General features: G+C 35.8%; 18 protein-coding genes. 13 read left to right on the top strand and 5 right to left on the bottom strand.

From position 1 onward, the window contains the following. Positions 1–90 precede the first annotated feature (90 nt). The 3 genes from pyrH to LNP22_RS03355 all read left to right on the top strand — a co-directional run bounded on the left by pyrH (position 91) and on the right by LNP22_RS03355 (position 4,047). Positions 91–798 (top strand): UMP kinase, encoded by a 708-nt coding sequence (gene pyrH / locus LNP22_RS03345; RefSeq protein ID WP_210666122.1) that lies wholly within the window; start codon positions 91–93, stop codon positions 796–798. 71 nt (positions 799–869) lie between these two features. Then, complete coding sequence (frr, locus tag LNP22_RS03350) at positions 870–1,433, top strand: ribosome recycling factor (protein WP_229975329.1); 564 nt, start codon at positions 870–872, stop codon at positions 1,431–1,433. Positions 1,434–1,551: 118 nt separating this feature from the next. Beyond that, the gene (locus LNP22_RS03355) at positions 1,552–4,047 is read left to right on the top strand and encodes a DUF5686 family protein (protein ID WP_229975330.1); all 2,496 of its coding nucleotides are present in this window, start codon (positions 1,552–1,554) and stop codon (positions 4,045–4,047) included. Between the two features lie 94 nt (positions 4,048–4,141). Here the strand turns inward: LNP22_RS03355 and LNP22_RS03360 are convergent, their stop codons facing one another. From LNP22_RS03360 to LNP22_RS03375, 4 genes are all read right to left on the bottom strand, one after another. Further along, positions 4,142–6,412 (bottom strand): cation:proton antiporter, encoded by a 2,271-nt coding sequence (locus tag LNP22_RS03360; protein WP_229975331.1) that lies wholly within the window; start codon positions 6,410–6,412, stop codon positions 4,142–4,144. 112 nt (positions 6,413–6,524) lie between these two features. After that, positions 6,525–7,244, bottom strand: coding sequence for a LytR/AlgR family response regulator transcription factor (locus tag LNP22_RS03365; RefSeq protein WP_229975332.1), 720 nt, complete (start codon positions 7,242–7,244; stop codon positions 6,525–6,527). Next, positions 7,207–7,968, bottom strand: a complete 762-nt coding sequence (locus LNP22_RS03370; RefSeq protein WP_229975333.1) for a sensor histidine kinase — start codon at positions 7,966–7,968, stop codon at positions 7,207–7,209. Before LNP22_RS03370 ends, LNP22_RS03365 begins: the two co-directional genes overlap by 38 nt. Positions 7,969–7,993: 25 nt before the next feature. Next, entirely contained in the window at positions 7,994–8,323 is a 330-nt protein-coding gene (locus LNP22_RS03375) for a DMT family transporter (protein WP_210666129.1), read from the bottom strand. A gap of 179 nt (positions 8,324–8,502) precedes the next feature. Here LNP22_RS03375 and LNP22_RS03380 point away from each other — a divergent pair, with 179 nt between their 5' ends. From LNP22_RS03380 to rpoN, 3 genes are all read left to right on the top strand, one after another. Continuing rightward, positions 8,503–10,869, top strand: coding sequence for an efflux RND transporter permease subunit (locus tag LNP22_RS03380; protein WP_229975334.1), 2,367 nt, complete (start codon positions 8,503–8,505; stop codon positions 10,867–10,869). Between the two features lie 334 nt (positions 10,870–11,203). After that, positions 11,204–12,649: an asparagine--tRNA ligase gene (asnS, locus tag LNP22_RS03385; RefSeq protein ID WP_210666131.1), complete on the top strand. Its 1,446-nt coding sequence runs from the start codon at positions 11,204–11,206 to the stop codon at positions 12,647–12,649. Positions 12,650–12,789: 140 nt separating this feature from the next. Then, positions 12,790–14,250 (top strand): RNA polymerase factor sigma-54, encoded by a 1,461-nt coding sequence (gene rpoN, locus LNP22_RS03390; RefSeq protein ID WP_229975335.1) that lies wholly within the window; start codon positions 12,790–12,792, stop codon positions 14,248–14,250. Positions 14,251–14,395: 145 nt separating this feature from the next. Here the strand turns inward: rpoN and LNP22_RS03395 are convergent, their stop codons facing one another. Beyond that, positions 14,396–14,983: a thymidine kinase gene (locus LNP22_RS03395; protein WP_229976350.1), complete on the bottom strand. Its 588-nt coding sequence runs from the start codon at positions 14,981–14,983 to the stop codon at positions 14,396–14,398. A 236-nt stretch (positions 14,984–15,219) separates the two neighbouring features. Here LNP22_RS03395 and LNP22_RS03400 point away from each other — a divergent pair, with 236 nt between their 5' ends. From LNP22_RS03400 to LNP22_RS03430, 7 genes are all read left to right on the top strand, one after another. After that, complete coding sequence (locus LNP22_RS03400; protein ID WP_229975336.1) at positions 15,220–16,179, top strand: hypothetical protein; 960 nt, start codon at positions 15,220–15,222, stop codon at positions 16,177–16,179. Positions 16,180–16,216: 37 nt separating this feature from the next. Then, positions 16,217–16,954 carry a 16S rRNA (cytidine(1402)-2'-O)-methyltransferase gene (rsmI, locus tag LNP22_RS03405; RefSeq protein WP_229975337.1) on the top strand — a complete coding sequence of 246 codons (738 nt, stop codon included), beginning with the start codon at positions 16,217–16,219 and terminating at the stop codon, positions 16,952–16,954. Positions 16,955–17,113: 159 nt separating this feature from the next. After that, positions 17,114–17,458 carry a HopJ type III effector protein gene (locus LNP22_RS03410; RefSeq protein WP_229975338.1) on the top strand — a complete coding sequence of 115 codons (345 nt, stop codon included), beginning with the start codon at positions 17,114–17,116 and terminating at the stop codon, positions 17,456–17,458. Between the two features lie 230 nt (positions 17,459–17,688). Continuing rightward, positions 17,689–19,389: a single-stranded-DNA-specific exonuclease RecJ gene (recJ, locus tag LNP22_RS03415; protein WP_229975339.1), complete on the top strand. Its 1,701-nt coding sequence runs from the start codon at positions 17,689–17,691 to the stop codon at positions 19,387–19,389. Next, positions 19,379–20,659: an MFS transporter gene (locus tag LNP22_RS03420; protein WP_229975340.1), complete on the top strand. Its 1,281-nt coding sequence runs from the start codon at positions 19,379–19,381 to the stop codon at positions 20,657–20,659. The genes recJ and LNP22_RS03420 overlap by 11 nt, the downstream gene beginning before the upstream one ends. Beyond that, on the top strand, positions 20,660–21,574 hold the full coding sequence (locus LNP22_RS03425) for an alpha/beta fold hydrolase (RefSeq protein WP_229975341.1): 915 nt from the start codon (positions 20,660–20,662) through the stop codon (positions 21,572–21,574). It abuts the gene before it with no gap. 169 nt (positions 21,575–21,743) lie between these two features. Then, positions 21,744–22,100, top strand: coding sequence for a hypothetical protein (locus tag LNP22_RS03430; RefSeq protein WP_210666139.1), 357 nt, complete (start codon positions 21,744–21,746; stop codon positions 22,098–22,100). The last annotated feature ends 47 nt before the right edge of the window (positions 22,101–22,147 follow it).

Below are 22,147 nucleotides of genomic sequence, written 5' to 3' on the forward strand. Positions count from 1 at the left end.
ATTAAAATAAAAGAGCAATTAATTTTTTTAAAACATTATTTTTAAAAATCAGAATATGTCTATATTTGCACAAATTAACGCAACACACACATGAAATATAAAAGAATTCTTCTAAAACTTAGCGGCGAAGCCTTAATGGGTGATTTACAATACGGGATTGACCCTAAAAGACTAGCCGAATATGCCGAAGAAATTAAGCAAATTCACAGTAAAGGAGTCGAAATTGCTATAGTTATTGGGGGAGGAAATATTTTTAGAGGCGTTGCGGGAGCAAGTGCCGGTATGGATAGAGTACAAGGAGATTATATGGGCATGCTTGCTACAGTAATTAACGGAATGGCCTTGCAAGGGGCTTTGGAAGACAAAGGAATGAAGACACGTTTGCAAACTGCTCTGAAAATGGAGTCTATTGCAGAACCATACATTAAGAGAAGAGCAGATCGCCATCTTGAAAAAGGAAGAATCGTAATTTTTGGTGCCGGTACCGGAAATCCTTATTTTACAACAGATACTGCGGCAGTTTTAAGAGGAATTGAAATCAATGCTGATGTTATTTTGAAAGGAACCCGCGTTGATGGTGTGTATGATTCAGATCCAGAAAAAAATGCTTCGGCAGTAAAATTTGATTTCATCTCTTTTGATGATGTATTGAAAAAAGGATTGAATGTCATGGACACCACCGCTTTTACTTTGAGTCAGGAAAACAAATTACCAATAGTTGTTTTTGATATGAACAAAATTGGAAACTTATTAAAAATCTGCGAAGGCGAAACCATAGGAACTGTAGTTAATATATAGTCGTTAGTAACCGTTTTAAGTTGCACAAACTTGAACTTTAACTAAGAATGAAAACCGAAAACTAAAAAAAAATGACTGAAGAAATAGAATTTATATTAGATAGTACTGAAGAATCTATGAATGGTTCGATTGCGCATTTAGAAAAAGAATTTCTTAACATTCGTGCAGGAAAAGCTTCTCCGGCCATGCTTGGAAGTGTTTTTGTAGATTATTACGGATCTGCAACGCCACTTTCGCAAGTGTCAAAAATTAGCGTTCCTGATGCCAGAACCATTACTTTGCAGCCTTTTGAGAAAAATATGTTGCACACGATCGAAAAAGCAATTATGGTCGCCAATATTGGTTTTAACCCAATGAACAACGGAGACATGATTATTATTAGTGTGCCGCCTCTAACAGAAGATCGCCGTAGAGAATTGGCAAAGCAAGCAAAAGCAGAAGCAGAAGACGCTAAAATTGGGGTACGTAATGTACGTAAAGATGCCAATAGTGATATTAAAAAATTAGAAAAAGAAGGAACTTCAGAAGACATTTGCAAATCTGCCGAAGAAGAAGTGCAAAACTTAACCAATATTTTTATTAAAAAAATTGATGAATTATTGGCGGCAAAAGAAGCCGAAATTATGAAAGTTTAAAATTATCTGTAATAAATTAAAAATCCGTTTGGTAAAAATGTACCAGACGGATTTTTTTATTGTTATTTTTGCCATACCAAAACTTAAATAATCCCGTTTCAACTCTATATACCTCTCTATGAAGCTATTTTGTTTCCTAACTTTGTTTTTTACGCTTTCGTTGCAAGCGCAATTTCAAATAAATGGAGTTGTAAACGATTCGAACAAAAAACCTCTTCCGTTTGCTACTATTACAACCTCTGAAAACAACAACACCATAACAGATGTTGACGGAAAGTTTCTGCTTACTATTACGCCAAGCACAACCTCTATTACTGTTTCTTACGTTGGTTTTGACACCAAAAATATAGCCGTAAGCACGGCAAAAAAATATTATGCCGTATCGCTAACCGAAAGAACAGCCGATTTAAAAGAAGTGGTTATTTCTAATGAAAATCCCGCATTGACTATTTTAAGAAAAGTCATTCTTAATAAAAACCAAAACGACCCACTTAAAAAACTACATAGTTTTGAATATAAATCATACAACAAACTTATCGTAACCGCAACGCCCGATTCTATTGACGGACGTGTTGATACCACTACTGCTTATAAAGATCTGGACAAAAAAATCGTAAATATTGACTCTTCAGATTACAAGTTTAAAGAAATAATAAGCAAGCAACATTTATTTCAAACCGAAAAAATATCACAATATCAGTTTGATAAAAACACCTTAAAAGAAACTATTTTAGGAACCAAAATGGCTGGTTTTAAAGAACCTGTTTACGAAATTATTGCTTTCAACCTGCAATCTATTTCTATCTATGACAACAAATACGAGCTGTTTGAGACAAAATATAACAGTCCGATTGCCAGTGATGCTAAGCGTGATTACAGCTATAAACTTCTGGACACGGTTGTCATAAATGGTCGAGAAACGTACATGATTCACTTTAAAAATAAAAAAACAAGAAAATCAACAGGACTGGAAGGAGTTTTGTATATCGATAGCGAGAATTACGCTGTTGCGAAAGCCGTGATGCGGATAAAAGGTGTTCTGGACATTAGCGGAATACATGAATTTACATACGTTCCCGAAGAAAAAATTTGGTTTCAAAGCAATACGACTTTCAAAATTGTAAAAGGTAAAAACAGAAATGATATCAAAATTCTGGGCGGAACTATTCAGTTTGATGGAGACGAAGAAGAAAATTTTGAACCACGAAAAAAAGTCGCTTCCGATTTTACTTATCTGCTTTCTGAAAGCAACAACTTCGACATCCAATACAATACACATCCGAAGATAAAAGACCCTTCTCTTTATATCGAAATAAAAGAAAATGCCAGCAAGCAGCCCGAAAGTTTCTGGGATCAATACCGAAAGGAAAAACTAGACGTAAAAAGTCAAAAAACCTATCTTTTAATCGACAGCCTTTCTATCAATAAAAGAATCGAAAGACGTTTGGGCTTGGGCCGAAAAATCATAAACGGTTATCTTCCGGTTGGGCCAATTGATCTGGATTTAAAAAAAATAGTGAGTTATAATAACTATGAAGGTTTTAGACTTGGGTTGGGAGGTATTACCAACGATAGGTTTTCGAAAGTTTTCAGAATCGAAGGGTACACAGCTTACGGAACAAAAGACGGTAATTTTAAATACAATCTGGGCACCGGTATTTTATTAGAAAAACAAACCAATACCTGGCTGAATACTTCTTACACATCTGATATTAAGGAAATTGCAAGTACTACTTTTGCGGTTGACAAACGTGTATTTAAAATTTACGATCCACGCCCGATAAACATTAGTACTTTTTATAAATACCATAGCTGGAAAGCCAATGTTCAGTCGAAAATTATTCCGAAAACGGAAGGGATTTTTGAGTTGTCGCGCACGTATGTAGAGCCGATGTTTGATTATCGTTTTAATCTGAATGGGAAATTGTATTCGAGTTACATGATGACTACGGCAATGGCTTCAATCGTTTGGGCGCCATTTAGCGATTTTATGCAAACGCCAAGCGGACGCACCGAAACCGACAAACAATTCCCTAAATTCACGTTTCAGTACACCCAATCACTACCCAATGTACTGGATAACGATTTTAGTTTTGCCAAAATAGATTTTAAAACCGAATATGAAAAAAAATATTTAAACGGACAAAAAACCAATTTGCTTTTGCAGTGCGGAATCGCAATGGGCGATATTCCTATTACCCATTTGTACAATACCGCACCAAATAATCTTAACAAAGAAACCATTATACAGCGTATTACTTTTTCGGGAAGAAACAGTTTTGAAACGATGTATTTTAATGAATTCTTCTCTACCCAGTATGTGTTTTTTCAGTTCAAACATAGCTTAGACCGCATCAGACTTTTAAGAAAAGTACGTCCTTCGCTGGTGTTGGTGACCAGAATGGCGTGGGGAAATATGAAGCAACCTGAGCAACATGTTGGAATGACCTATAAAACACTTGACAGAGGTTACTTTGAGTCTGGAATCGAATTAAACAAAATCTACAAAGGCCTTGGTTTAGGTGGTTTCTACCGATATGGCCCGAATCAATTATTAAAACTTGAAGACAATATTGCAGTAAAGTTGTCTTATGTTCTTGATTTGGGATTGTAATAACTGACACAAATTTCAAGTAAAAAAATCCCAAATTCCAACTTTTACTAATTGGGATTTGGGATTTATTTTTTTTTGAATTTGGAATTTAAAACTACGGTTTCAAAATCAAAACAGATGGTGTATTATTGAGCCAAATGCTTTGAGATTCTATTAATTTCTTCCAGCTATCCAGACTTATAATCATTAGGTTTTGTGTTTCTAAAAACTCTTTCTTAATCGTTCTGTCATTCATAATCATGATATGATTGGGTGCAATTTGTTCGATTGAACGAATCGTTTCCTGAATGTCACGTGTGCTTTTTACTTCGCCACTGGCATCTAAAACCGTGATTTGAGACCCGTTGTTGTTGATTAATTTCTTCGCATATTCGATCAGGAAAGCGTCTTCGTGACTAAAAATCGGAATAAAAACCTGATTGACATCCTCCAACTCTTTGTCGATAAAAATTCCGACTGGCATTTTTGTTTTAGCAATAATGTGACGTGTTCTTTCATCAAAAGGAGAATTTTCAAATAAGCCTTCTTTTCCTGTAAACTTATCAATCAAACGATCGGGATTTACTATTCGAGTAGTAAAACCAAGAATCTTACCTAACAAAGTACCATCAAAAATAGATTGTCCTAAACCCACGAGCAGCAAATCATATTCTCCTTGATTGGCCGATTCGATAATATCGATATCAATATCATTGGTTACTTTAAAAACACTCACCATATTTTGGCTCAATCGTTCTGACTCCTCGATTACCGGAAACAGCATTTTTCTTTCGTGGTCTTTTACATCAAAAGAATGAATTTCAGTACTTAAAGACAAATGCATTGCTGTGACAATAGAATTATCACCTTGCTTTTTTACGAGACTATTAGCAATTTTAAGTAATTTTTTGCCTTTTTCAGGAGTTGCAAAAGAAAGCAAAATCTTGTACTTGCTTTTGTTACCAATCTCTTGCGGAATGACGGTTGCTTTTTCTTTAAAAAGATATCCGATAAAATCTAGCGCCGGGCCTGTCATAAAAGTAGTAACCAATGCCATAATAACCATCATGGTAAAAATTTCTGTTGATAAAACGCCTAGATCATATCCGATGTTTAGTACCACCAACTCCATCAAACCACGTGTATTCATTAAGGCACCAATAGCCAAACTGTCTTTCCAATTTTGTCCAACAAATTTGGCTGCAAGAGCACTTCCAAAAAACTTTCCTATTACGGCAACGGCAATAATTACCGCTGTGACTTTCCATAAATAAGGATCATTAAGCAATCCGATTTGCGTTCTTAAACCCGTAAATACAAAGAACAAAGGCAATAAGACAATAATGGAAACGTCTTCTACTTTTTCGATAAAAATATTTCTGAACTTATTATTTTCGGGCATAATAGCTCCTGCCAGAAAAGCGCCAAACAAAGCATGAATACCAATTAGTTCTGAAGCATAAGAAGAGAATAAAAGGGTAATAAAGAAAATCGCAACAACTGGTTTGTTCAGACTTTCGCGAGTTGAGTTTAAATCACCCACACGTTTTAAGAACGGTCGCACTACTTTTAGCATTACGATTACGTAAAGTATGGCTAGACCAATAACGTACAAAGCACTTAAAAAAGAACCTGCTTTTACGATCGCGATCACCACCGCCAAAATACACCAAGCCGTAATATCATCAGCGGCAGCGCAAGTAATGGCAATAGTCCCCAATTTTGTTTTTTGCATGCCTCTTTCCTGAACAATTCTCGCCAAAACCGGAAATGCAGTGATACTCATAGCAATACCCATAAACAGTCCGAAAGAAGAAAAAGCTACACCATCTGGTGCAAAAGTGCCATAAATAAAGTAAGCCAGAGATAGCCCTAAAGCAAACGGAATTACGATACTTGCATGACTGATTACTACAGATTCATGCGCTTTATTTTTAAGTACTTTTAGATCGAGCTCCATACCGATTACAAACATGAAAAATATCAAACCAATCTGACTTAAAAACTGTAAGTTACCTAACGATTCTTTTGGAAACAAAGCCCCAGAAAATTCTGGAAAATAAAGTCCGACCAAAGAAGGTCCTAAAACAATTCCGGCAATCATTTCACCTATTACAGAGGGTTGTCCTATTTTTCTAAAAATCCATCCAAACAACCGTGCAGCCAAAATAATGGTGACAATTTGTGCTAATAAAATCGCCAGAGGATGCTGCAAATTTTCGATCATAGAATGCAAAAAATCATTCCAATGGTTGCTTTCTATCTTTTTCGCAACGATTCCACGTCCTACTTCGAGCGTTGTACCTTTTGAAATAACCCAATAAATCAAAGCACTAAAACCTCCAATAATTGTTACGTAAAACAAAGAGTTTTTTATGTTATTCATAACTCATTTTTTAATTAATTGCCGCAAATATCAGAACAGATTTTTTAGCGAAAAAGTAAATTTACCGCTAATTTTTAATGTATGTAACAAGGCGGAAAAACTTTGTAATAAGTTACAACTTAACCTTCGATAGAAAGTCAGAGCGATAGGTTTCGCTAATGATCAGCGTACTATTTTTAGTGTTTTGTGCAGTGTGATGCAACACAATTTCGCTATGATTAAAAAACTTAATGGCTTTTACGGCTACAATTTCCTTTTTGTTTACACGACAAAAATCGGCTTCGGGTAATGCTGCGAGGAGCGTATCAAATTTTATGTTTTTCAAATTGAGGAAACTGCCGTCACGCAACAGCACTGTTTTGTCTCGGCTATCACTTTCTGCGGTTTTAATATAAAGAATCTCGCTAAAATACAACAAGGTTTTCCCTTTATCGGTATTGAGCTGCAGGAACTTTTTTGAAGAATCTGGTTTCTGAAATCGCTCATAAGCTTTTGAAATCGCTTTTTGCAAACGTTCCATTTTTACAGGTTTTGTAATATAATCTACAGCATCAATTGTAAAGGCATCTGCGGCGTATTGTTTGTATGCCGTACAAAAGATCACCAATTTGTCCTGTAACATTTCAGCCAGATGCAAACCATCCATACCCGGCATTTCGATGTCTGATATTAATAAATCAAAATCGAGTTGCGGGATTTCGGTCAGCAGTTTTGTGGGATCATTAAAGGTCTTGACAATTTCTACTTCGGCAATTTGTTCGCAAAGCATTTTCAGGTACATCAAGCCGGGCAGCTCATCGTCCAGAAGCAAGCATTTCAGTTTTGTATTCAAGTAAATCAATTTTTAGATGAGCAATATAAATATCGTTTTCTACAAATCTTTCGAGTTTAAAATTATTTTTGTAAATAATTCTCAAACGATGTTCCAAAGTCGTGTGTCCAAAACCGCTTCGTTCTTTTTTTAATACTTTTTTATCCGAAATTTTATTCGAAACGGTCATAAAAAAAGCATTGTCTTTAAACTCAAAAACCACAGAAATAAAAGCATCAGCACTTTGCAAATCTGCATGTTTAAAAGCATTCTCGATCAAGTCTATCGATATCAGTGGCGCCAACAAAGGCTGTTCATACAACTTGTCTTCCTGATTGATGTTGGTTTTTATTTTTAATTCGAAAAGCGGACTGATTTTAATTTTATTGATTTCAATTAAATTCATTGCAAAATCAATTTCTTCTTTTGCAGTGACAAATTTCTTTTTACTTTCGTAGAGAATATAATCCAAAACATTGGCCAATTTATCCAACGCAAAGTAAGTTTGATACGCATGAGATTGAATCGAATTGAGGATATTCTTAAACAAATGCGGGTTGAGTTTTGACTCTAAAGTCTCCAATTGCAAATCGTTGACCTTCATTTCGAGGGCATAAAAACTTTTTTCGGCGTCTTCTTTTGCTTTTTTAGATTGAATCAATTGGTAAATCATAAAGCAAATGAGCAGCACTAAAAGCACTATTACAGCGAGAAAAATAAAGATGATGGCGTCGTTTTGTTGCATGTTTTAAAACTAATTTTATTGTAAATTAATGACTAGAAACAAATTTCAGCCCAATAATTGAAGCGATCAAAGTCGATAGAAAAAAGATCCTCCAGAAAGTTGCCGGTTCTTTAAAAATAAAAATCCCGACCAAAACAGTCCCAACCGCCCCAATACCTGTCCAAACGGCATAAGCAGTACCAATTGGCAACACCTGCGTGGCCTTGTAAAGCAGCAACATGCTGACTGAAAGACAAACAAAAAATCCCACCATCCAGTAGGTCGAGATGATCCCAGAAGTTTCTTTGGCTTTGCCTAAACAAGAAGCAAAAGCTACTTCAAAAAACCCAGCAATGATCAATATGATCCAATTCATTTTTGTTGTTTTAAATTTAAAGTACAAATATCAGAAAAGCTAGGGTACTAATTGCAGAAACAGTGGTAAATTATCCTTAACTTCCTATGTTAATTTATGTTAACATACGACAAAAACAGAGGCGATTGTTAATGATTTATAGCACTTTTCACTACATTTGCATCCATTTTAAAGAATTTATGAAAAAAACAATTCAAGTTGGATTTTGGGAAAAAGTAGCCCGAATTATACTTAAAAATAGAATTACGATACTAGTACTTGTGGCCTTGATAACCATTTTCCTTGGTTTTCAATGGAAGAATCTTGCTATGTCGTATACCGAAGCCAACTTGCTTCCTAAAGATCATATCGCCAATAAAGACTATCAAAAATTCTTAGACAAATTTGGCGAAGAAGGTAATCTTATTGTAATTGGTTTTAAAGACCCTACTTTTTTTACACCAAAAAATTATGCCGCCTGGAACACTTTGATGACAGGTTTAAAAAAATCGAAAGAAGTAGATTTGGTTGTTTCTTTGAATGATTTGAAAAAACTCGAGAAAGACACGGTCAACGAAAAATTTGTTTTAGCTCCTTTTATCAATCAAAGTAAGGTTCTTGACCCAACTTATTTAAAGACGATTCAGCACGATTTATTTTATAATTTGCCTTTTTACGAAGGATTGTTATTTAATAAAGAAAGCGGCAGTATCCGTTCTGCTGTCTACATCAATAAAGATTTGGTAAATACCGCCGAAAGAAAAACCTTTATCTTAGAAAATTTAGTTCCGAAAATTGATAAATTCGAAAAAACAACGGGCATCGATTTGAGGGTTTCGGGAATGCCGTACATCAGGACCATTAACGCCAATAATATGAAAGGCGAAATTGCCCTTTTTATTGGAGCCGCACTGTTTATCGTTTCTTTGATTTTCTTCTTCTTTTTCCGTTCATTCAGAGCAACTTTTATTTCTGTCTGTATTTTAGTAGTGGGCGTAATCTGGTCGTTTGGAACTTTGGGATTACTGCATTATAAAATCACGATTTTAACGGCTATAATTCCGCCATTGATTATCGTAATCGGAATTACCAATTGTATTTTCCTGATCAATAAATACCAGCAGGAAATAAAACTGCACAACAATCAGGCAAAGGCGTTGCAACGTATTATATCCAAAATTGGAGTTTCGACTTTAATGACCAATCTGACTACGGCTATTGGTTTTGCCACTTTTATGATAACCGGAAACGAATTGCTTTTTGAATTTGGTTTGGTAACTTCTATCAACGTAATTTCGGTTTACATCCTAACCTTACTGATCGTGCCAATTGTATACAGCTTTATGTCGGTTCCGGGAGAAAAACACTTATACCACCTGACAAAAAACTATATTTCGACCTTATTGGACTGGGTTGAAAATATTGTAAAAAACAAGCGTCGCGTTATTTACACGATTTACGGCTTGCTTTTATTGTTTAGCGTCATCGGAATTTCTCAGATGAAAGTTTCAGGAAGTCTGATCGGCGAAATGCCCAGAAGTGCTTCGTTTTTTAAAGATATTTTATTCTATGAAAAAGAATTTAATGGTGTAATGCCACTCGAAATAATGATTGACACCAAACGCAAAAAAGGTGTGATGAAATTATCGACCATGCGTAAAATGGATGAATTACAAAACACGATTGCGAGCATGCCCGAGTTGTCAAAACCGGTTTCGATTGTCAATTTGGTTAAATATTCTAAACAGGCATTTTATAACGGAAAACCAGAATATTATCAATTGCCGACTTCGCAAGAGCAAACTTTTATTTTGAGTTATGCCAAAAATGCCACCAAAAATTCTAAAGATAATTTGATGAAAAGTTATGTTGATTCGACAGGACAATACGCCAGAATCACGACTTTTATGAAAGATATTGGTACAGACGAAATGGCCAAAGTCGAGAAAAAATTACATGCAAAAATTGATGAAATTTTCCCGAGCGACCGTTATGAAGTTACCGTTACCGGAAAAGCATTAGTTTTTCAGAAAGGAACTTCATATTTGGTAGGCAACTTAATCGAATCGTTAATTTTTGCCATTTTTGTAATCGCAGTATTGATGCTGTATTTGTTCAGATCGTTTAAAATGGTTTTTGCATCGGTCATTACCAATATTTTACCGCTTTGCATTACGTCGGGATTAATGGGTTATTTTGGAATTCCGTTAAAACCATCGACTATTTTGGTCTTTAGTATTGCATTCGGAATTTCAGTCGATAATGCGATTCAATTTATGGCCAAATATCGTCATGATTTATTGCAGAGTAATGGAAAAGTAAAAAAATCTATTTTTAGCGCTTTACGCGAAACCGGAATTAGTACTTTTTATACTTCGGTGGTTTTGATTTTAGGATTTGCAACATTTACACTTTCGAGTTTTAGTGGAACTATTGCCCTTGGTGGATTAATTTCTTGCACATTGGCCTTTGCGATGTTTGCCAATTTATTGGTTTTACCCGCTTTGGTTTTGACTTTTGAGAAGAAAAAAGCGAAGAAAGAGGATTTGGAGAATTTGGAAGAATAAAAGTTTTTTTTATGAATTTCCAGAATTGGCACGAATTCTTTTTCTATACACAACGTTAAGTCATTGCGAGGAACGAAGCAATCTCATTTGCTGGATCACGTTTTGTTGTCTTAGTGAGGTTGCTTCGTTCCTCGCAAAGACAAAAAATAAAGAAATAATTGTCTTTTATGAAAACGAGTGTCCTAGCCCCGATAGTAGCGGCATCCTTTTTCTTGCTCCTTTAGCAAGGAAAAGATATAGCGGATAGCGGGAAATAGCTTCAAAAATTAATTATTATCGTTTATATTTGCAGTTGTTGCACAACAAATAATTTACTATCAATATTATATATAAAATGAAACACACAAAAGTTAAAGACTTATTAAACAGTACGACGACGCTTCAGGAAGTGAATGCAAAAGGATGGGTGAGAACTTTTAGAAACAATCAGTTTATCGCGCTTAATGACGGTTCTACCATTAATAATATACAATGTGTTGTTGATTTTGAAAATACACCGGAAGAAACTTTAAAAAGAGTAACAACTGGAGCTGCGGTTTCAGTAATTGGAACTTTGGTGGAGAGTAAAGGTGCGGGTCAGAAATACGAAATTCAGGTTACCAAACTTGAAATTTTAGGAGATTCTGATGCGGAGAAATTCCCAATGCAGCCTAAAAAACACTCTTTGGAATTCTTGCGTGAGAATGCACATTTACGTGTGCGTACGAATGCTTTTGGAGCGATTATGCGTGTGCGTTCGGTATTGTCTTATGCGGTTCACAACTATTTTCAGCAAAAAGGTTTTGTGTATGTCAACACGCCGATTATCACGGGAGCAGATGCTGAAGGTGCCGGAGAAATGTTTCAGGTGACTTCATTGCCTTTGGACAATTTGCCAAAAACGGAAGAAGGAAATATTGATTTCAAAAAAGATTTCTTCGGAAAACATACTAATTTAACAGTTTCTGGACAATTAGAAGGTGAAACTTTTGCGATGGCTTTGGGTCAGATTTATACTTTTGGACCTACTTTTAGAGCCGAAAATTCGAATACTTCCCGTCACTTGGCAGAATTTTGGATGATCGAGCCAGAAGTTGCTTTTAATGATTTGGATGACAATATGGATTTGGCTGAAGATTTTATTCAATATGTAATCAAATATGCTTTAGACAATTGCGGAGATGATTTGAAATTTTTAGAAGGAAGACTTTTAGAAGAAGAAAAATCGAAACCTCAAGCAGAAAGAAGCGAAATGACTTTGTTGGAGAAATTGAACTTTGTATTAGAAAACAATTTCAAACGTGTTTCGTACACCGAAGCAATTGATATTCTGAGAGATTCAACTCCAAATAAAAAGAAAAAATTTCAATACATCATCAACGAATGGGGCGCTGATTTACAGTCGGAACACGAGCGTTACTTGGTAGAAAAACACTTTAAATGTCCGGTAATTTTGTTTGATTATCCGGCTAACATCAAAGCGTTTTACATGCGTTTGAATGACAACACAGAACCTGGAAGAGAAACCGTTCGTGCAATGGATATCCTTTTCCCGGGAATTGGGGAAATCGTTGGTGGTTCGCAAAGAGAAGAGCGTTACGATGTTTTGGTTGAAAAAATGAAAGCTCTTGGAATCGATGAAGAAGAATTATACTGGTATTTAGACACCAGAAGATTTGGTACAGCGACACACTCCGGTTTCGGCCTTGGATTTGAGCGTCTGGTATTGTTTGTAACCGGAATGACAAACATCAGAGACGTAATTCCTTTCCCGAGAACTCCCGGAAGTGCAGAATTTTAATAAAGAGTTCCTAAGTTGTTAAGGCGCTAAGGTTCTAAGTTTTAAAAAAGAAATATAAAAATAATTTTAACCCGAATTTAATTCGTCAATAAAAAGATACTCAGTGCCTTTGTGCCTGAGTAACTTAGTCACTTTTTTTTATGCTAAAGCAATTTTTAAATTTAAAATTATCCCAAAAATTATCTCCACAGCAAATTCAGCTGATGAAGTTAATTCAATTGCCAACGCAAGCTTTTGAGCAACGTTTATTAGAAGAAATGAACGAAAATCCAGCTCTTGAAACTGGTAAAGAAGACGAATACGAAGCAGACGAATTTGCAAACGAAGAATTTGACGATTATGATGATGCCGAATCAGACAGAATCGAAGCAGACGACATCAACATCGACGAATATTTGAGTGACGATGATACTCCAGATTATAAAACACAGGTAAACAATTATGGTGAAGAGGAAGAGCGCGAAACACCTTTTGCTTCTCCTATTAGCTTTCATCAGGATTTAATCAATCAGTTGAATACTTTTATTTTGAATGATGAAGAGCGCGAAATCGCCGAATTCCTTGTCGGAAGCATCGATGACATGGGTTACATTCGCAGAAGCGTTGCCGATATTGTTGATGATATGGCCTTTACTCAAGGTATTTATACCGATGATAAAATGGTCGAAAGAATGTTGCACGTAATTCACGAACTCGAACCTTCGGGAGTTGGAGCGCGCGATTTACAAGAATGTTTATTATTGCAGTTGAAGCACAAAACACCAACAGAATATGTTGATTTGGCAATTGATATTATCGAAAATCAATTTGATGCCTTTACCAAAAAACATTACGACAAACTGTTGCAGAAATATGCGGTTTCGAACGAACAGCTTAAAAAAGCGATTCACGAAATAGAAAGATTAAATCCAAAACCAGGCGGTTCGTACACCGGAAACAATAAAGTTACCGAAAATGTTGTTCCCGATTTTGCGATCAGAATTACAGATGGCGAACTGGAATTGACCTTAAACGGTAGAAATGCTCCTTCTTTGCACGTTTCTAAAGATTATCAGGAAATGATGCAGACGTATAAAGATTCTCGTGATAAATCGACTGCCCAAAAAGATGCTGTTCAGTTTATCAAACAAAAACTAGACTCTGCCAAATGGTTTATCGACGCCATCAGACAACGTCAGGAAACGCTTTTTGTAACCATGAATGCGATTATGCATTATCAGGAAGAATTTTTCTTAGACGGTGACGAAACCAAACTAAAACCCATGATCCTGAAAGACATTGCAGACATGGTTGGTTTGGATATTTCAACAATTTCGCGTGTTGCTAACAGCAAATATGTTGAAACGCCATACGGAACAAAACTCATCAAAGAATTTTTCTCTGAAGCGATGAAAAATGATCAGGGGGAAGATGTTTCGACTTTAGAAATTAAAAAAATTCTAAAAAACACCATCGAAGAAGAAGACAAACACAAACCGCTTCCAGACGATCAACTGGCAGAAATCTTAAAAGAAAAAGGATATCCTATTGCCCGCAGAACGATTGCCAAATACCGCGAACAGCTTGATATTCCAGTGGCGAGAATGAGGAAGAAAATTTAATTCTAAAGATAAAAACACAATAAACAAAACGAACAGGCTTTAAAATCTGTTCGTTTTTTGGTTTTTACAGAAAACAACAAACCCGACAGTTTAAAGAAATTGTCGGGTTCCGTTCTTTAGCTCGAATGACATTCGATATCAAAAATTACTCCTGATTTTTTTTCATTGCATTATAATAAGCGGCGCGACTTAGTGGTTCATATTCTTCGGTTTCTCCCAACATTACCAATTTATCATTATCGGTTTTGCGAAAACTATAGTTCGCAAGATTTCCAGTTCTTGTGCAAACAGCATGTACCTTGGTCACATATTCTGCCGTTGCCATAAGTGCCGGCATTGGACCGAAAGGGTTTCCTTTAAAATCCATATCAAGACCTGCGACTATCACACGAATTCCCTGATTGGCCAAGTCATTACAAACCGTAACAATCTCATCATCAAAAAACTGTGCTTCATCAATACCAACAACATCGCAACCTTGTGCAAGAATCGCAATATTGGCAGCGGCTGGCACTGGTGTTGACCTAATTTCGTTAGCATCGTGCGATACTACCATTTCGTCATGATAGCGAGTATCAATAGCAGGTTTAAAAATTTCGACTTTTTGTTTGGCAAATTGAGCACGTTTTAATCTGCGGATTAACTCCTCGGTTTTACCCGAAAACATTGATCCACAAATAACTTCAATCCAACCAAATTGTTCTTTGTGATTTACTGTATTTTCGAGAAACATTTTGTATTTTTCTACCTTTAAAAATGAATAGTTTTTATTACTTTGTACTGGTAATAAATTAAAGTAAAAATTTGCTGTTTTACCTTTTTTCAAAAGTAGAAAATTTTTATCAAAACAGAGATTCGCGAACGCTTATTAACAGAAATAAAAAAATGTCTTGCGAATTCCCTTCAATAATCTGAACATTCGAATACAAAATATAAGAAAACACCCTATTCACAATAATTTCAACAGTTATGAAAAAAAAATTGGAAGCCGATTTAATCAGCATTGCACATCGAATTTTAAAACTTAAAAGCAAATCAGATATCAATCAATTGTATCTTGAAACGCAGAAATTATATGAAAAATTAGCGGTTTTAAAATTTGTTGACGAAAATTTTGACACTTTAAAACCAACAATTGGTCACAGTGAAGTAACCTCTCAAATAGAAACCCTGTTTGAAAAGCAAGAGGAAATTCCAGCTGAACCAATCGTGGAAGCAACCAAAATGCCTGAAACAATAAAGATAGAAGAAAATTTCGAGCCAGAAATAAAAGAAGAAATTATAGCTGGCATTGAAGAAGAAGAAATTCCCGAACCTGTGCTAAAAACAGCCGAAGAGCCAGTTTTGCAACAAGTTGAAGAACCTGTTGCAGAAGAAGAGCCAAAGAAAGAAGAAGTGGACGAAAGCCTGTCTTTTACAACAAAAAGCGAAATCAATCCGCTTCCTGAATTCAAACCCGCTTTTGAGTTGGCCAAAGAACCAGAGGCAAAAACAACCAAAGAACTAGAAAAAATACAGATTTCTTTTGAAGATATTATTGGCGTTAATTATGCCGATACCCAATTTGTAAAAGTAGATGATTTCGAGCCGGTACCTCCTGCTCTATCCATCAACGAATTTAAAGAGAAAAAAAATAGTGCCGAAACTACTGTTTTGTCATCAAGTGAATCAAAGACAGCGACGCTAAACGAAAAACTGGCAAAAGGTTTTCATATTGATTTGAATGACAGAATTGCTTTTACCAAAAATCTTTTCGGAAGCTGTTCTGAAGATTACAGCCGTGTTTTAAACCAGCTGCTTACTTTTGACAGCTTTGCTGAAGCAAAAGATTTTATAGAAAACATGGTAAAACCCGATTACAACAACTGGGAAGGAAAAGACGATTATGCAGAACGCTTTTTGGACATTGTCGAAAAGAAATTCTCTTAAAAACTTTTCACTTCTTACATTTCACCCATAAACACCTATGTCTAAATTATATATCGTTCCAACGCCAATTGGCAATCTAGAAGACATGACTTTTCGCGCCATTCGGATTCTAAAAGAAGTCGATTTGATTTTGGCCGAAGACACCAGAACGAGTGGTAAACTGCTCAAGCATTTCGAAATTGGCACGCACATGCACAGCCATCACATGCACAACGAGCACAAAACAACCGAAAACTTGATTGCACGTTTGAAAGCTGGCGAAACCATTGCCTTAATTTCTGACGCAGGAACTCCGGCGATATCAGATCCGGGTTTTTTGCTAACACGCGCATGTGTCGAAAATAAAATCGAAGTAGAATGTTTACCCGGAGCAACCGCTTTTGTACCAGCTCTTGTAAACAGCGGATTACCAAATGATAAATTTATTTTTGAAGGCTTCTTGCCCGATAAAAAAGGCCGTCAGACTCGTTTTTTGGCTTTAGCCGAAGAAACCCGAACGATGATTTTATACGTTTCTCCACATAAACTCGTTAAGACTTTAGCCGAATTCATTCAATATTTTGGAGAAGACCGACAAGTTTGTGTTTCGAGAGAATTATCAAAATTACACGAAGAAAACGTGCGAGGAACCGCAAAAGAAGTATTAACACATTTTGAAAAAACAGCGCCACGAGGCGAAATCGTCGTTGTCGTTGCTGGAAAAACAATAATCAAAGAACCTAAGAAAAGTAAATTTTCTAAAGATCAAGAAGAAGAAGAAGAAGAAGAAGATTAAAATAGTTACGCCACAGATTCCAAAAAATTAGCCGCGAATTACACAAACTATCACGAATTTAATTAGTGGCAATTTGTGTAATTCGTGGCAAAAAAATCACTCTAATCATTTTAATCTGTGGTAGAAAACCTAACTGCAAAGCAGCAAATAATAAAAATCATGAACATACAAGCCTTTTTAGAAAAAGTAAAACAAACCCCAACCCAAATAACATTTCCTGAAACCATTGCAGTAATCGAAGAAAATTACAATTTTACACCAACTGCTTTCCAAAACGGAACGCAGTATAACGCTGCAGGTGAAAATTCCGGCTCTTGTAAAGTATTTTATTTTGCCAAACTGCAAAACTTAAGCAAAGAAGAAACTTTAGCGTGTTTTGGAGCTTTCTATTTTGAAGAAGTTTTAGGCGATCCAAACGGAAGCAATCATCAAAATATTAGAAACTTCATCAACACTGGCTGGGACGGAATTCAGTTTGAAGGAACTGCTTTAGATCTGAAATAATTTTAGATTTTAGAATGTAGATTTTAAATTTCCCGAAGTCTGCTTTATTCTGAAATTTGAACTCTAAAAAACTTTGTAAAAGTTAAAACCCAAATATTTTGCCACAGATTTCACAGATTAAAAAATCCTTTGAAATCATTTAATCTGTGGCAATAAAAAAATTAAGTTTCTGATTAAAAGATTTTCGGTTTCTAAAATCTAAAATCAACACTCTAAAATCTAAAATTAAAATGCGTTGGACATTAAAACCAAAACCTTCTGAAGATAAAATCAAACATTTGGCGCAAGCCTTAAATGTAGAAGATTTTGTGGCGACACTTTTGCTTCAGCGTGGGATTGAAACTTTTGAAGATGCCAAAAATTTCTTTCGCCCGTCGCTAGAACATTTGCACGATCCTTTTCTGATGAAAGACATGGACAAGGCCGTTGCGCGAATAGAATTGGCCATTGAAAATCACGAAAACATTTTAGTTTTTGGCGATTATGATGTTGATGGCACAACGGCGGTTTCGCTGGTTTCTTCGTATTTAAAATCACATTATCCCAATATTGCCACTTACATTCCGGATCGTTACGACGAAGGTTATGGGATTTCTTTTAAAGGAATTGACTTTGCCGACGATAACGGATTCTCGCTTATTATCGCACTCGATTGCGGTATAAAATCGATTGAACATATCGCTTACGCGAAAGAGAAAAACATCGATTTTATCATTTGCGACCACCACAGGCCAGGGGAACTTCTCCCGGATGCTGTGGCAATTTTAGACCCAAAAAGAGAAGATTGTAGCTATCCTTATGATGAATTGTGTGGTTGTGGCGTGGGTTTTAAATTAATTCAGGCTTTGGGTAAAAATCGGAACGAGACAATAGAAGATTTTGTTCCGTATCTCGATTTGGTCGCCACTGCGATTGCTGCCGATATTGTCCCAATAACGGGTGAAAACCGAATTCTAGCGTATTTTGGACTCCAAGTAATCAATAGTGATCCACGACCGGGAATTAAAGCTTTGGTGCATCAGATAAAAAAGAAAACTTTAGATATTACCGATGTTGTTTTTATCATTTCACCTCGAATAAATGCAGCAGGAAGAATCAAACACGGCAATCATGCTGTGGAATTGTTAACCGAATTTGATTTTGAACAAGCCCAGCAATTTGCCTCAGAAATAGAGCAATACAATGCTGACAGAAAAGATTTAGACAAAAAAATTACCAAAGAAGCGTTTCAGCAAATTATAGAAAATCAGGAGGAAGAAAAATTTTCAACCGTTGTTTTTCAAGAAGATTGGCACAAAGGCGTGATCGGAATTGTAGCTTCCCGATTGATCGAAACCTATTATCGCCCGACTTTGGTTTTTACCAAAAGCGGCGACAAGTACGCGGCTTCGGCACGATCTGTAAAAGGATTTGATGTTTACAATGCATTGGATGCTTGCGCGGAGCATTTGGAACAATTTGGTGGTCACATGTACGCTGCCGGAATGACATTGAAACCCGAGAATTACGAGACTTTCAAACAGGCTTTCGAAGAACAAGTGGCTGCCACTATTCTTCCTGAAATGCGAACACCAGAAATCGAAATTGATGCCGAAATCAGCTTCTCTGATATCACACCAAAACTGGTACGGATTCTAAAGCAATTTGAACCTTTTGGCCCTCAAAATATGACGCCAGTATTTATGTCACAAAACGTAAACGATACAGGTTACGGTAAAACTTTGGGAGCAGACGACGAACATTTGAGGCTTTGGGTAAAACAAAATAACTCCGAAGGTATTGGTGCTATTGGTTTTGGACTCGGAAAAAAAATAAACATTACAAAAAACCAACAACCTTTTCAGGTGGCGTATTCGCTGTCTGAAAACGAATGGAACGATAAAGTTTCGACACAACTTATGCTTAAAGATATCAGAAAAGATGGAAAATAAGACCAAAAAAGCAGACCCTTATCAGGCATTGCGCTACAGAGAATTTAATGTTTTTTTATTATTACGTTTCGCTATGGTTTTTGCATGGTCCATGCAATTTATTGTAATCGAATGGGAAGTTTACAGCTTGACTAAAAACCCGCTTTCATTAGGAATCATTGGTCTTATGGAAGTTATTCCCGCCGTTTCAATGGCGCTCTTTGCGGGCCATATTGTAGACCAAAAAGAGAAAAAAAGCTTACTGGTAAAATGCATTTTGGGCTTTACAGTCATCAGTTTTGGACTGTTTTTATTGACCTGGCCAAAAGTAGTAAGCGGCTATTCTTCTACCGTGATTTTGTATTCAATTTATTTTTTAGTCTTTTTAGGAGGTTTGGTACGAGCGTTTTTAGGCCCTACTATCTTCTCGCTCTTGTCTTTAATTGTACCTAAAAAAGCATATCCAAATGCGGCTACCTGGAGCAGTTCGGTATGGCAAATTGCTGCCGTTTTAGGACCAGCTGTTGCAGGATTTTCTATAAATTTAATTGGAGTTCACTGGTCGATGTGTATGGTCGTTGGTTTTTCTTTATTTTCATTGATAATACTTTTTCAGATAAGCAAAAAACCAATTTTAAATCCAAAAATCGGTGAGCCGGTTATGGAAAGCCTCAAAGAAGGAATCAAGTTTGTCTTTAATAACAAAACCATTTTAGGTGTTCTTTCACTAGATATGGTGGCCGTATTATTTGGTGGTGCAGTGGCGTTACTACCTGTATTTGCTCAAGATATTCTAAAAGTAGGCCCTGAAGGATTTGGTGTTTTAAGAGCTGCTCCGGCTATCGGCGCATTTATCACAATGCTTATCTCGGCCTATGTTCCCTTATACAAAAAAGCAGGAATGAAACTTTTGGCAGCCATTTTTGTTTTCGGACTGTGCATCATTCTCTTCGGTATTTCTACTATTTTTTGGCTCTCTGTCGTTGCTTTATTTTTAAGTGGTGTTGCCGATGGAATATCTGTTGTGATACGCCAAACGATTTTACAACTTAAAACTCCCGACCACATGCGCGGACGCGTAGCTGCTGTAAACTCAATGTTTGTGGGATCTTCGAATGAATTAGGCGCTTTCGAAAGTGGTTTGACTGCCAAATTAATGGGAACAGTGACTTCGGTGGTATTTGGCGGAAGCATGACACTTTTGACTGTTTTAGGTTTCGGAATACAGTCACCGACTTTTAGAAATTTAGATCTTCAAAAAGACATGGAAGACCACCAAAATATGGAGTAGATGAAAGGATGTCTATTTATTTTATTCTTTACTATTTCACTTTTTGTAAGCGGACAAAACCTTTATATCAAAACGTACGGAAATAATAAAAACAAAACCATCATTTTTATTCATGGAGGTCCTAGTGGCAACGCCAACTTATTTGAAGGCACGACCGCTCAAGCACTTGCTGAAAAAGGTTTTTATGTAATTGTGTACGACCGAAGAGGCGAAGGAAGATCTGAAGATCCTGATGCAAAATTTACATATTCAGAAGCTTTTCAGGATCTCAATAGTATTTATAAAACATACCAATTAAAAAAAGCTATTCTTATGGCTCATAGTTTTGGAGGTTTGGTAGCGACACTTTACACCGAAAAATATCCTCAAAATGTTAGTGCACTTGTATTGGCGGGAGCTCTGTTTTCTCAGCAAGAGACCTACGATCATATTTTAAAATCGGTAAAGGAAAAACACAAAGGCGACTCTAAAACCCTCGATAAAATATCTGATATCGCAAAACTGAATAAAAATTCTGCAGCATATCGCAAAGATTGTTTTGATCTGGCAGGAGCAAATGATTATTTTAAGATGCCGCATCCTACAACATCATCAAAAAAATTATATACTTCTTACGAAAAGAGTATTTTCTCTACAACCAATATTCGAAACAAAAAGGCACCCTTGCTTTTCTATGAAAACGAAAAGCAAAACAACATCGACACCAGAACTTCCTTAACTAAAATTAAAAAGGAAGGTATTCCTATTTATGCCATTTACGGAAAAGAAGATCGTATTTTTTCTACATCTCAGATGGATTCCATGAAAAATTTAGTAGGACAAAATCATTTTTCTTTACTAAAAAATTGTTCACATTATCTCTTTGTAGACCAACAAAATGAATTTCTAACTACTTTACAAAAATGGTTAAAGTAAGAACTGCTCTACTATAATTACTAAAAGAAAATTTAGGCTTTTTATTATTCTGCTTTAAAAGGAACTTATATCACTCATGGGATTTCCAATATTTATAGCTTTTTTATGATTTTTTTATTTAGAATTAATATAAATAATAATTATATTTGTTGAAATAAAAAGATTCACCATGAAAGAAATTGAGGAAATATATCACAATAGCTTTGGCATTGCTTTCTACTGGAAAAAAGGCAGCCAGGTAATTTCAGAGAAAGTGCAATTGGTTTTTAGAGAAACTGGTTTTTATCTTACACTCGATCAAATGAATCAGTTTTGTACCTTGATCGAAGATAGTATGGTTGAAAATGCCTCTTGCGAAAACTGTCAGTTAAAGAATTCTTGTCACAAATTTTTACTTAAAACTCCTTGCAATCAAATAGATTTGGCAGTTTCTATGAAAGAACTAAAATCGATAAAAGATTTGATTGAAGGCTCTTTGTTTAAAATTGAATTAGAACAATATGTTTATGGCGCAGGTTTAAATTAAGTCAGATTGTTTTGTTTTTAAGGGTTATTTTACATTAATGAAATATA

The organism is Flavobacterium flavipigmentatum (assembly GCF_020911905.1).
Classification (GTDB): Bacteria; Bacteroidota; Bacteroidia; order Flavobacteriales; family Flavobacteriaceae; genus Flavobacterium; species Flavobacterium flavipigmentatum.